This is a genomic window from Pseudomonas sp. BNK-15, from assembly GCF_047456105.1.
GTDB classification, from domain to species: Bacteria; Pseudomonadota; Gammaproteobacteria; order Pseudomonadales; family Pseudomonadaceae; genus Aquipseudomonas; species Aquipseudomonas putida_E.
In genome coordinates, this window is the sequence record NZ_CP179898.1 from 5,349,508 (window position 1) to 5,361,929 (window position 12,422).

The window sequence follows — 12,422 nt, forward strand, 5'->3', positions numbered from 1 at the left end:
TATCGCGTACTTATCGAGGTACGACTTTGCCGCCGTCATACTTGAGCTTGGCGTAGGGCGGGTCGAGCCGCTGGCGGCCGTCGTCGAAGGCGACTGTGCCAGTCACGCCGTCATAGCCCTTGCCCACTTCCTTGAGCGCAGCCTGTACTGCGGCCGGCTCGGTGCTGCCGGCCTTTTCGATCGCCTTGGCCGCCATCAGCACAGCGTCGTAGGCATAGCCGGTGTAGGAGGTTTTCATGCCTTCCTTGTATTTGGCGGCGAAGGCATCGGCGTACGCCTTGCCGGTCGGGCCAACGAACGACCCAACCTCCATCCCCAACTGGCCCTGGGCGATGTTGGCCGGCGTGTCCGACAGGCTCATGGACAACAGGATCGCGTACCACGGCTGTTCACGCAGCCCCAGCTCCAGTGCCTCGCGGTTGATGACCGCAGACTCCTGCCCATAGGCGGTGTAGATGTATGCGTCCGGTTTGCTGCGGGCGATCTGTTGCAGTTCGCGGCGGTAGGTTGACTGGCCGGCGGTGTAGAGCGTCTCGTTGACGATCTTGCCGCCGAGCTTTTCGAACTCGGCGCGAAAACCGTGTGCTACGCCCTGGCCATAGGCATTGTTCGGTGCCAGAACGGCGACGTTACGAAAGCCCAGGTCCCAGGCGTCCTGGGAAGAAAACTTGTTGCCCTTGTCTTCCAGGCCGATCAGGTTGAACGAGCTACTGCCCAGGTCGCGGATCTTCACGCTGGTGCTGGCGATGTTGATATGCACCACGCCCTCTTTCACCAGATACTGGCCCATCGGGATGCTGATACCCGACGAGTATTCGCCGATCACCACCGGCACCTTGTCGACGCTGACCAGCTTGCGGGCGGCGTTGATGGCGGTGGTGGGATTGCCGCCGGAATCTTCGACGATGACCTGGAATGGCTTGCCGAGCACACCACCGTCGGCGTTGACCTTGTCTTCAGCCAGCTTCACGGCGCGGCGCACGTCTTCGCCAACGGTGGCGTTGGCGCCCGTCAGGGAGAGCACGGCGCCCATCTGCACAGCGTCAGCGGCAGACGCGAACGGCGCGGCCGTGGCCAGGGTAAATAACATCGAAGTCGAAATAAGCATGGAGCGGAACTTGAAAGGCATAACTGTCTCCTTGGAATGATCGTGACGGCGTCGCCGTCGCTCACTGCGTCATGCAGCCCCCTGCGCCAGCGGGGCAAAACAGCTCAAGCACCGATGCTCCCTGAGTCGCTCGTGGCAAATCACGGACGCACCGCTCCGGTCCTCCCGAGGGTTGCGGGAGGAGGAAAAATTCATTGCATCGCTTCGAAGTCCTTACCAGATAGGCAGGGTGTAACTGACGGTCAGGCGGTTGTGGTCGATATCGCCCAGCACGTCGCTGCGCAGTACGCCGTTGCGCCAGGCGACGCCCACGCCTTTCAATGGCCCGCCTTGCACCACATAGCTCAGTACGATGTCGCGCTCCCACTCTTCACGGTCGGAACCAACGGCAGTCTTGATCTGGTCGCCCTTGAGCCAGGTGACGCTGGCGTTCAGGCCTGGTACGCCGAGCGCGGCGAAGTCGTAGGCGTAGCCGCCCAGGATGGTGCGCTCACCCGCGTAGGTGAAGTTCTGCACCAGGCTGTCGGTGATCACATAAGTACTGGTGCCCCCTGCGCCCTCGTTGGCCAGGCCGCCCTGGTTCAACTGGGTGAAGACGCTGTCGTCCGACACCTGCTGGTAACCCAGGGTCAGGGCATGGCCGCTCAGGGCGTAGGTGAACTTGGCGCTCCAGGTCGAGTTGTCCAGTTCGCCATCGTTGCCGCTGGCATTGGTCGATGCCAGGTAGCCTGCAGCACGGTCGGCATTCTTGCCATCAGAGGTGGTGCGGAAGTAGCGCAGGTCGGTCTTGAGCACGCCGGGGCCTAGTGCCAGGCTGTGCAATGCACCGAGGAAGTGCTGGTCGTAATAATCTTCGAGGTTGGCGAAGTAATACTGCAGGGTCAGGTCCTTGATGCCTTTGTAGTCGCCCCCGGCAAAACGCAGATGGTTGCTTTCCTGGCTACCGCCGGCGATCGACATGCCGGTGAAGTTGCTCGACATACGGCCCACCACATGCTCGATCTGGCCGCCAGTGAGGGTCAGGTTGTCGATCTCGTTGCTAGTGATCTGCCCGCCTTCGAACAGCTGCGGCAGCATGCGGCCGTCGTTCGACCAGAGGATGGGCAGCTTCGGCGTGAGGATGCCATAGCGGGCCTCGGTCTTGGACAGGCGTACCTTGCCAGTCAGGCCACCGCGGCTGAAGTTGTCCACGGCCTCGCCGTCGCTGTCGGCCGGAAAAATGGACCGCGCACCCGGTGCATCGAGCTTCACGCCGAGGGTGTAGGTGGCATCTGCCCCGAAGCCGACCAGCCCCTGGGTGAAACCGGACTGCACGTTGAGCAGGAAGGCCTGGCCCCACTCGTCCTGGGTCTGGGTATCGGTGTCACGGAAATCGTGGTTGAAATAGAAGTTGCGTAGCTCCAGCTTTGCCGTGCTGTCTTCGATGAACCCTGCGGCAAGTGCCTGCCCGCCGAAACTCCCCATGGCCGCAAGAATGGCCAGATTCAATAGTTTTCTCTTCATGTGAAGCGACTCTCCCTTGTGTATTGCTTTTATTAGGACGCACGCCCCCGCGGGGCTGCCATGGCAAGGCAGGCCCGGGGTACGGATACGGAGTGGCGACAGATAGAACCCGGAGCGCGCAGGCTCCGGTCATTGCATTCAGGAAGCGCGAGCGCCGCCTTGAATTTCGTCGTCTTTGCGACGTTTACCAACGGACAGGATGGCGACCAGCGAGATGGCTACGGTTGCCAGCATGTACAGGGCCACCGGCTGCCAGTCGCCCTTGTACTCGGACAACAGCCAGGTTGCGATCAGTGGTGCCGTGCCGCCCGCCAGTGCAGCGCCCAGCTGGTAGCCCAGGGTGATGCCGGTGTAGCGCACGCGGGTGGAGAATATTTCCGAAGACAAGGTGCCGAGCACGGCGGTTACCGGCGCCCAGAGCACGCCGAAGCCGATGACGGTGGCGACGGTGATGCCCCATTGGGTGCGGGTATCGAGCAGCATGAAATACGGCACGATGTACAGCGCAATGGCCAGGATGCCGCCGATGTACACGCGCTTGCGGCCGATGCGGTCAGACAGCCAGCCCATGACCGGGATCAGCAGCGAGGCCACCAGGGCACCGATCATCACGGCGTTCAACGCCGAGACTTTCTGGTAGCCGAGGTTGTTTACCGCATAGCTGACCACGAAGGTCGAGAAGATATAGAACGGCGCCGTCTCGACCACTTTCAGGCCCGCGGCGATCAGCACTTCACGCCAGTGATTGCGCAGCGTCTCCACCACCGGCATTTTCGAAACGTTACCGCTGGCCTTGGCTTTCTTGAAGTCCGGGGTTTCGTCGAGGCCGTGGCGGATCCACAGGCCGAGGAACACCAGGCCGGCGCTCAGCACGAAGGGCACACGCCAGCCCCAGGACAGGAAGTCTTCCTCGGGCAGCATCGCCATCAGGCTCACGGCCATGGTGGCGAGCAGCATGCCGAGGGTCACGCCCACTTGCGGCACGCTGCCGAACAGGCCCTTGCGGTTGGCCGGTGCGTATTCATAGGCCAGCAACAGCGCCCCACCCCACTCGCCTCCAATGCCAAGGCCCTGGACCACCCGCAGCAGGATCAACAGGATCGGTGCCCAGACGCCGATATGTTCATAAGTAGGCAGGCAGCCGATCAACACGGTTGCGCCCCCCATCAGCGACAACGTGATGACCAGAGTTTTCTTGCGCCCGATGCGGTCTCCGATATGGGCAAACAGTACGCCGCCAATAGGCCGAATAAAGAACGTCAGGGAAAACGACAAGTAAGCCAGTAACAGCCCAACGACCGGATCGAAGTTAGGAAAGAACAGTTTGTTGAACACCAGCGCGGCGGCTGTTCCGTAAAGAAAGTAGTCGAACCACTCGATCGAACTGCCTGTGAGGCTGGCGACCAACGCGCGGCGACGGGTCTTGGCCGATTGCGCCTCGGCGAGGGAATTGCTCATGTGTTATGCCTTATTTTTTTTGGTTGGGCCACAATGACCCAAGTATCACTGGGTAGCACCGATCCTAGTTTTCATCGGGCACAAGGTGCAACCACACATTTTGCTATAGGTATAACAAAATGGGTGAATGAGACCAAAATGCACCATTGCAGTGCGCGCCATGCACGTGCCAAACGTTTGCTGCCTTGGGCCGGCACATAATTATTTTTATTGAACAAACATCCAATAAAGTTCATTGGAACTATTGGGTTGCACTAGGTTGCACCTTTATTGATTCCGGGTTTAATCTGCGCACCGTTCCGTTTAGCCAACTACCTACCCGGTGATAACAACATGGCAACCACCACACTTGGCGTAAAGCTTGACGACGCCACTCGCGAGCGACTCAAACAGGCTGCACAACAAATCGCCCAGACGCCGCACTGGATGATCAAACAGGCCATTTTCAACTACCTGGAGCAGATCGAAGGCGGCATGACGCCCGCTCGGCAGGCTGGCCTGGCCGCTGTTGCAGGCGAAGAACAGGCAGAACACCTGGATGAGGGCGCCTTGCAGGTATTTCTCGACTTCGCCGAGAGCGTCCTTCCGCAATCGGTGCTGCGCGCTGCCATCACCGCCGCCTACCGCCGCCCCGAAGCGGACGCCGTACCGATGCTGCTGGAGCAGGCGCGCCAGCCGGCAGAGATGGCGAAAGCGTCTCACCAGTTGGCTTACAGCATCGCCCAGAAGCTGCGTAACCAGAAAAGCGCCGGCGGCCGTCAGGGGCTGGTACAAGGCCTGCTGCAGGAGTTCTCGCTGTCGTCGCAGGAAGGGGTGGCATTGATGTGCCTGGCCGAGGCCCTGCTGCGCATCCCCGACAAGGGCACCCGTGACGCCTTGATCCGCGACAAGATCGCCAATGGCAATTGGAGCCAGCACCTGGGGCAGAGCCCGTCGATGTTCGTCAACGCCGCCTCGTGGGGCCTGCTGATCACCGGCAAACTGGTGTCGACCCACAATGAGACGGGCCTGTCGTCCTCACTCAACCGCATCATCAGCAAGAGTGGCGAACCACTGATTCGCAAGGGTGTGGACATGTCCATGCGCCTGATGGGCGAGCAGTTCGTCACCGGTGAAACCATCGGCGAGGCCTTGGCCAACGCGGCACGTCGTGAAGCAAAAGGCTTCCGCTACTCCTACGACATGCTGGGTGAAGCTGCACTGACCGAGCATGACGCGCAGAACTACCTTGCCGCATACGAACAGGCGATCCATTCCATCGGCAAGGCCTCGCACGGGCGCGGCATCTATGAAGGCCCGGGCATCTCGATCAAGCTGTCGGCGCTGCACCCGCGGTACAGCCGCGCCCAGTACGAGCGCGTGATGGAAGAGCTGTACCCGCGCCTGTTGTCGCTGACCCTGCTGGCCAGGCAGTACGACATCGGCCTGAACATCGACGCTGAAGAAGCCGACCGCCTGGAGCTGTCGCTCGACCTGCTCGAGCGCCTGTGCTTCGAGCCATCACTGGCCGGTTGGAACGGCATTGGCTTCGTCATCCAGGCCTACCAGAAGCGCTGCCCGTACGTGATCGACTACGTCATCGACCTGGCCAAGCGCAGCCGCCACCGCCTGATGATCCGCCTGGTCAAGGGCGCCTATTGGGACAGCGAGATCAAGCGCGCCCAGATCGACGGCCTGGAAGGCTACCCGGTCTACACCCGCAAGGTTTACACCGACCTGTCCTACATTGCCTGCGCCCGTAAGCTACTGTCGGTACCGGAGGCCATCTACCCGCAGTTCGCCACCCATAATGCTCACTCACTGGCGGCCATTTACCATATCGCCGGGCAAAACTACTACCCGGGTCAATACGAATTCCAGTGCCTGCATGGCATGGGCGAGCCACTGTACGAGCAGGTGGTGGGCAAAGTGGCCGATGGCAAGCTGAACCGCCCGTGCCGCATCTATGCACCGGTCGGCAGCCACGAGACCCTGCTGGCCTACCTGGTGCGCCGCCTGCTGGAAAACGGCGCCAACACCTCGTTCGTCAACCGTATCGCCGATCGCTCCATTAGCCTTGATGAGCTGGTCGAAGACCCGGTGCTGCAGGTAGAGAAGATGGCCGGTCAGGAAGGCGCGCTAGGCCTGCCGCACCCGCGCATCCCGCTTCCGCGCAACCTGTATGGCACCACCCGCCTCAACTCCGGCGGCCTTGACTTGTCCAATGAGCACCGGCTTGGCTCATTGTCCTCGGCGCTGCTCGCCAGCGCCAACCAGCCCTACACTGCCGGGCCAACGTCAAGCAACGATTGCAGCCACCCGCGCACCGTCACCGCCGTGCGCAACCCGGCGGATCATCGCGACCTGATCGGTCAGGTGTACGAAGCCAACGAAAGCGATGTGCAAAACGCCATTCTGTGCGCCCAGGCCAGCGGCCCGATCTGGCAGTCGACCCTGCCCGCCGAGCGCGCGGCCATTCTGGAGCGCGCCGCCGACCTGATGGAAAGCGAGATGCAGCAACTGATGGGCCTGCTGGTACGCGAGTCTGGCAAGACCTTCAGCAATGCGATCGCCGAAGTCCGTGAAGCGGTCGATTTCCTGCGCTACTACGGTGCCCAGGCTGGCAGCTTCAGCAACGACAGCCATCGCCCACTGGGCCCTGTGGTGTGCATCAGCCCTTGGAACTTCCCGCTGGCGATATTCAGTGGCCAAGTCGCCGCCGCCCTGGCCGCTGGCAACACAGTGCTGGCCAAACCTGCCGAGCAGACGCCGCTGATCGCGGCCCAGGCCGTGCGCATCCTCCATGAAGCCGGCGTGCCGACCGGCGTCGTGCAACTGCTGCCAGGCCGGGGCGAGACCGTTGGGGCGAGCCTGGTCGGTGACAGCAGAATCAGGGGGGTAATGTTCACCGGCTCCACCGAGGTCGCCGGCATCCTCAGCCGCAACCTTGCCGGCCGCCTGGATGGCCAGGGCCAGACGCTGCCGCTGATCGCCGAAACAGGCGGCATGAACGCCATGATTGTCGACTCCTCGGCACTGGCCGAACAGGTGGTCGTGGATGTCATCAGCTCTGCGTTCGATAGCGCCGGCCAGCGCTGTTCAGCGCTGCGGGTGCTGTGTGTGCAGGCAGACGTGGCCGACCACGTCTGCCAGATGCTGCGTGGCGCGATGGCTGAATACCGCGTCGGTTCGCCAGAGCGCCTGGATACCGACATAGGCCCGGTGATCGACCGCGAAGCCCGGGACAACATCGTCAACCACATCGAGCACATGCGCCGTAAAGGCCGTACCGTCTTCCAGGCTGCCCGGGCCGACGGCCAGGTGCTGCAACGGGGAACGTTCGTGCTGCCGACCCTGATCGAACTGGACAGTCTCGACGAACTGGAACGGGAGATCTTCGGCCCCGTGCTGCATGTGGTGCGCTACGAGCGCAGCCAGCTCAACCAACTCTTGGAGCAGATCAACGCCAGCGGTTACGGGCTGACCCTTGGCGTGCATACCCGCATCGACGAGACCATCGCCCAGGTGGTCGATACCGCCCGCGTGGGCAACCTCTACGTCAACCGCAACATCGTCGGGGCCGTGGTCGGCGTACAGCCGTTCGGCGGTGAAGGGCTGTCCGGCACCGGCCCGAAGGCAGGTGGCCCGCTGTACCTGTATCGCCTGCTCGCCACCCGCCCGCACGATGCCGTGGCGCAGGCCCTGGCTGACGGCGATGGGCATGCGGTTGCAGCCCCCACAGACCTGGAAAATGCGCGCACGGCCTTTGCCGCTTGGGCCGAGCAGAAAGAACCGGAAATCGCCAACCTGTTCGCCCGCTATCTGGAGCAGTCGCAAAGCTACACCACTCACCTGCTCGCCGGCCCCACCGGTGAGCGCAACAGCTACACCCTGCTGCCGCGGGAGGTGGTGCTGAACCTGGCCGAAAACCGCCTGGACCTGCTCGCCCAACTCGCCGCCAGCCTGGCGGTCGGCAGCCGCGCGCTATGGCTCGATAGCCATCAGGCCCTACGCGCAGAACTGCCAGCATCGGTGCAAGCGCGCATCGACAGCATCAGCGACTGGACCGACCCGGACGCCCATTTCGACGCGATTCTGCACCATGGCGATAGCGATCAATTGCGCCACGTCAGCCAGCTGTCTGCACGGCGCCGCGGCGCCATCGTCGGCGTGCACGGCCTGGGGCGGGGAGACACTGACATTCCACTGGAACGCCTGCTGATCGAGCATGCCCTTAGCGTCAACACAGCTGCGGCCGGTGGTAACGCCAATCTCATGACCATCTGCTAGGCCCACGATCGGAACCGGCGCAGCGCATCCTTGCGCTGCGCACTTTCGCACCACCACGAGGAACAACCATGAACGCACTTTTCCTGGGCTACGGCCGCATGGGCAGCGCCATTGGCCAAGCCTGGCTCAAGGCCGGCCTGGTCAGCCATGTCAGCGCCGTTGACCCCTATCTGCAAACAGCCAGCCAAGTCACCCTCTACAGCAACGTCGAAGCCCTGCCTGCACTGCCTTTTGACATTATCGTGGTGGCGGTCAAGCCGAACTACGCGTGCGAGGTACTGGCCGCCCTACCCCGCGCAGTACGCGAGCACGCCGTGGTGATTTCTGTCGCAGCAGGTGTACCCCATGACAAGCTCAGCCTGGCACTGGGTCACAGCTGCCCGGTGGTACGCGCGATGCCCAACACGCCGGTACTGGTCAACGCGGGCTGCACCGGCCTGTTCGCCACCCCTGACCTGGATGCAAACCTGCGCGAGCGGGTGACTCGGCTGTTCGAAGCCGTCGGTAGCGCCAGCTGGGTGGAGCACGAGGGCCTGCTGGATGCCGTGACTGCGTTGTCCGGCAGCGGCCCTGCCTACTACCACCTTTTCAGCGAAGCCCTCGCCACAGCAGGTGTAGCACTTGGCCTGAGCCCGGAACTGGCAAAGACCCTGGCAGCGCAGACAGCGCTGGGTGCCGCGGCGCTGCAAACCCAGCCAGGCGCAGACTTTGTAGAGTTGCGCACCGCAGTCACCTCGCCCAATGGCACCACGGCGGCGGCGATCGCCTCGTTTGAACACAATGACGGCTTGCGTCGGTTGGTCGACGCCGCCGTGCAGGCCGCACATTCCCGTTCACAAGCACTCTCACGCGAGTCCTGAAAGCCCCGGGCAGCGGGCGGCCGGCAGGACGCCAACGCTGCTCCACCTAGCCGATGTGCATAGCCTATGAAGCTCCATCAACTGAAAGTGTTGGTCACCATCTGCGAGAGCGGCAGCTTTCAGGAAACCGCACGCTTGCTGCATCTTTCCCAGCCCGCGCTCTCCAGGACCATCAAGGAACTAGAGACGTCCCTGGGGGTGCCGCTGCTGGTACGCTCCAACCGCGGCATCACCACCACCGAGTACGGCGAACGCCTGGTGCGCAGGGCGCGCCTGATGCTTGAAGAGGCCAGCCGCGCCCGTGAAGAGATTGCGGCGCTCAAGGGCCAAACCCATGGCCGGGTTTCGATCGGCCTGTCACCGGCGACACCCAGGGCGCAGGTGATCGCAGCCATAAATCAGTACAGCGAGCGCTACCCACTGGTGCGCCTGCGCATTCACGAGATGCGCCCCTCAAAACTGATGGAAAGCCTGCGTGAAGGGCAGGTGGACCTGGCATTGTCATGCCAGCCGGCAAGCCGCTACGGCGATGGGTTTCAATGGACCGAGCTGTACAATCAACCCACCGCGCTGGCTGTGCGCAAAGGCCACCCGCTGCGCAAGGTACGCTGTCTTGAGCAGCTACGCGAACAACGCTGGCTGTTGCAGGAGCCGCTGGAAAGTTCTCAGATCGGCATGATGTTCGAGCAGTATCGGCTTGCGCCACCTGAAAACATCCTTGAGTGCTCCGCCGGGATCATCTTCTGCGAACTGGCGCGCGCCACTGATGTGATCAGCTATTGGCCGCTTCGCATGCTCGACTACGTCAACCGCACCGACCAGGGGTTGGAGATACTGAACCTTGAGGAGCAAGTGCCCGCGCTCAATATCTCACTGGTTTATCGAAACCAGGAACTGCTCACGCGCGAAGCCCGGCTGCTTGCTGATGAGCTCGAGTATGTGTTCATCAACCCTCGGGCACCTAAGTACAACGATGATTACTGTTGACGGGGGGTATGCCTTGATGCCGGTCAGTCAAGCGATTGGGGCCGCTTTGCGGCCCATCGCCGGCAGGCCAGCGCCCACGGCTACAGCGCATACCCACGAAGTGACAATAGGTCCTCCCCCAGCGTAGTTTGCCGGGAAAGCACAGGGCAGAGCCCGACCGGTCTCAGTCGGTGATCTGCTCCGCTGTGATATCGGCGGTAGAGGCCGGGGCACTCGCTTCTGACTTCACACGCTTGCGTCGGCCCTGGCTACGTTGGCGCGAAGCTTGTTGCTTGGCATGCAGCGCCTGAGCGGCGGTCACAATGCCAGACGGTTGCCCATTCAAGTCCAGGCGCGGCGCATTCTCCACCATGGCTGCCCAGTATCGAGCTCCCTTGCACCAAGTAGAAATGCCCAGCTTGAGCTGTTCGCGGGTCAATCCGAGCAGTTCGAGGTGCTGCTCGGCATCCTTGAAAATCCCCTCCTTGAGCGGCACCTTGGGCGCCGGATTGACGGGGAAGGCCAAGGGAAAATGCTTCTGCAAGGGCCAGATCGCTTGCACTGCCGGATCAAGGTCGCGAGGCTTCGCCTGCGGGGAAGGCTTGCGCTTGGGGTGTTTCCCACCCTCAGCCTTTACCTGCTCTTTTTCCGACCGGAGACGGTCACGTAGCTCTGCTAGTTGTTCAAAACCCATCGTTCAATTCACTGCTTCGAAGTTGATTGCGTGGCGTAAGGATATGCCATGCACGCCTTGAAAGCAGCTAGAACAGGATGAGTCGCCGCTGGATCGGTCCCGCGGCTAAGCATTCAGAGCCCGTTTCAACACTTCGTAGATCTTGCTGTCGCCAGATTGAGCGACGTTGAAACGCAGAAAATCTCCCGCAGTCATGGACTGGCTGAAAGCATTTCCGGGCGCGAGCACCACTGCGTCCTTCAAACAAGCTCTGGCCAGCGTCGCTGCATCCTTACCCTGAGGGAGTTGGCACCACACGTACATGCCTGCCTGGGGAACCATCCAAGGCTTGATACCAATCGCCTGAAGCCTCGCTACTGTTTTGCCCATTTCCTGGGCTAACCTGAAGCGGACACCTTCCATGTGCTTTCGGTACCCGCTATCGGTAATGGCTTGATGAACGATGTCCGCAGCCATGCGCCCACCCCCGAATGTGGTCGCAATCTTGAGGTCGACCAGGCTCTCGATCCACTCCCTGCGCGAAGCGATGTAGCCGCATCTGATTGAAGCGGAGATGGTCTTGGAAAAACTACCGATCTGGATCACACGAGCGAGGCCATCGAAGGCAGACAGTCGTGGCGCGGGGGTATTCTCGAAATCGCCGAAGATGTCGTCCTCGACAATTACCAGGCTGGAGGTGTCGGCCAGCTTTAGCAGCCTGTGTGCTGTAACTGGTGACAAGGTGGCCCCGGTTGGGTTGTGGATGCCGGAGTTCGTTATGTACAACCGCGGCGCGTGCTCGCGCAGGGCAGCGCCGAACGCCTCGATGTCTGGACCCGTTGCGGTGTAGGGGACTCCGACGATGTTCACCCTATGTGCTTTGAGTAATGCGTGAAAATTGAAATAACAGGGATCGTCGACCAGGACAGTGTCACCCGGTTGCAGCAGAAAACGGCAAATCAGGTCGATAGCATGAGTGCCGGACTCAGTGAGCATGATCTGCTCCAGAGGGGCTTCGATACCGGCGGCTGCCAGTCGTCGCGACAAGAATTGCCTGAGAGGCGGATGCCCAAGCGGTGAAGCGTACTCAGTCAGTTTCAAAGTGTCAGAACGCGCAACCATTCGAAGAGCTTTACGCAAGCCTGCTTCGTACAGCCAGGATGCGGGCAGCCACCCGCATCCTGGTTTCAACGCATCACTGGTAGTTTCCAGAGACTGGCGCGAGATCCAAAGCGGGTCGACATCACGATCAAGTTTGGGGCCGAGCTCGGTCAGCGCCAATGGCGCAGCTGGCCCAGCCACGTAAAAGCCGGAGCCAGGGCGTGCGCTAAGTACACCTTCTGCGGTTAACCGTTCATAAGCCTCCAGGACGGTAGAAACCGATACTTGCATGCTCTGAGCCATTGCGCGAACTGAAGGAATTCTCGCACCTGGTGTGTAGCTTCGAGAGGCTATCCTGGCCTGGACCTCCCCCATCACAGCTCGGATTCGCGTTCCGTCCCGTTTCATCGCACCCTCAATTGTGCTGGATTCATATGCATAACAGTTCGGTTGAATTGTAGTGGAGTGTACATGGCCTTGGTGA

At 61.6% G+C, this 12,422-nt stretch carries 8 protein-coding genes; 3 read left to right on the forward strand and 5 right to left on the reverse strand.

The window, feature by feature from the left end; all coding sequences use genetic code 11:
* Positions 1–10 precede the first annotated feature (10 nt).
* The 3 genes from ACMGF5_RS24465 to ACMGF5_RS24475 form a co-directional block, all read right to left on the reverse strand.
* Entirely contained in the window at positions 11–1,129 is a 1,119-nt protein-coding gene (locus ACMGF5_RS24465) for an ABC transporter substrate-binding protein (protein ID WP_119687274.1), read from the reverse strand.
* Positions 1,130–1,321: 192 nt separating this feature from the next.
* Positions 1,322–2,611, reverse strand: coding sequence for an OprD family porin (locus ACMGF5_RS24470; protein WP_119687275.1), 1,290 nt, complete (start codon positions 2,609–2,611; stop codon positions 1,322–1,324).
* Positions 2,612–2,749: 138 nt separating this feature from the next.
* The gene (locus tag ACMGF5_RS24475) at positions 2,750–4,069 is read right to left on the reverse strand and encodes an MFS transporter (protein ID WP_119687276.1); all 1,320 of its coding nucleotides are present in this window, start codon (positions 4,067–4,069) and stop codon (positions 2,750–2,752) included.
* 333 nt (positions 4,070–4,402) lie between these two features.
* Between ACMGF5_RS24475 and putA the strand changes: the two genes are divergently transcribed.
* The 3 genes from putA (at position 4,403) to ACMGF5_RS24490 (ending at position 10,185) form a co-directional block, all read left to right on the forward strand.
* Positions 4,403–8,338: a trifunctional transcriptional regulator/proline dehydrogenase/L-glutamate gamma-semialdehyde dehydrogenase gene (gene putA, locus ACMGF5_RS24480; RefSeq protein ID WP_414157361.1), complete on the forward strand. Its 3,936-nt coding sequence runs from the start codon at positions 4,403–4,405 to the stop codon at positions 8,336–8,338.
* Positions 8,339–8,406: 68 nt separating this feature from the next.
* Complete coding sequence (proC, locus tag ACMGF5_RS24485; protein ID WP_414157362.1) at positions 8,407–9,198, forward strand: pyrroline-5-carboxylate reductase; 792 nt, start codon at positions 8,407–8,409, stop codon at positions 9,196–9,198.
* A gap of 66 nt (positions 9,199–9,264) precedes the next feature.
* Positions 9,265–10,185, forward strand: a complete 921-nt coding sequence (locus ACMGF5_RS24490; RefSeq protein WP_119687279.1) for a LysR family transcriptional regulator — start codon at positions 9,265–9,267, stop codon at positions 10,183–10,185.
* 163 nt (positions 10,186–10,348) lie between these two features.
* Here ACMGF5_RS24490 and ACMGF5_RS24495 read toward each other — a convergent pair whose 3' ends face one another.
* Positions 10,349–10,858 (reverse strand): ProQ/FinO family protein, encoded by a 510-nt coding sequence (locus ACMGF5_RS24495; protein ID WP_115274482.1) that lies wholly within the window; start codon positions 10,856–10,858, stop codon positions 10,349–10,351.
* Between the two features lie 105 nt (positions 10,859–10,963).
* Positions 10,964–12,346 carry a PLP-dependent aminotransferase family protein gene (locus tag ACMGF5_RS24500; RefSeq protein WP_414157363.1) on the reverse strand — a complete coding sequence of 461 codons (1,383 nt, stop codon included), beginning with the start codon at positions 12,344–12,346 and terminating at the stop codon, positions 10,964–10,966.
* Between the last annotated feature and the right edge of the window lie 76 nt (positions 12,347–12,422).

What these genes read in the sequence shown, in the direction of transcription:
- ACMGF5_RS24470 (WP_119687275.1), bottom strand. Translation starts at nt 2,611, where the DNA reads ATGAAGAGAAAACTATTGAATCTGGCCATTCTTGCGGCCATGGGGAGT.
- ACMGF5_RS24475 (WP_119687276.1), bottom strand. Translation starts at nt 4,069, where the DNA reads ATGAGCAATTCCCTCGCCGAGGCGCAATCGGCCAAGACCCGTCGCCGC.
- putA (WP_414157361.1), top strand. Translation starts at nt 4,403, where the DNA reads ATGGCAACCACCACACTTGGCGTAAAGCTTGACGACGCCACTCGCGAG.
- ACMGF5_RS24500 (WP_414157363.1), bottom strand. Translation starts at nt 12,346, where the DNA reads ATGAAACGGGACGGAACGCGAATCCGAGCTGTGATGGGGGAGGTCCAG.
- proC (WP_414157362.1), top strand. Translation starts at nt 8,407, where the DNA reads ATGAACGCACTTTTCCTGGGCTACGGCCGCATGGGCAGCGCCATTGGC.
- ACMGF5_RS24465 (WP_119687274.1), bottom strand. Translation starts at nt 1,129, where the DNA reads ATGCCTTTCAAGTTCCGCTCCATGCTTATTTCGACTTCGATGTTATTT.
- ACMGF5_RS24490 (WP_119687279.1), top strand. Translation starts at nt 9,265, where the DNA reads ATGAAGCTCCATCAACTGAAAGTGTTGGTCACCATCTGCGAGAGCGGC.
- ACMGF5_RS24495 (WP_115274482.1), bottom strand. Translation starts at nt 10,858, where the DNA reads ATGGGTTTTGAACAACTAGCAGAGCTACGTGACCGTCTCCGGTCGGAA.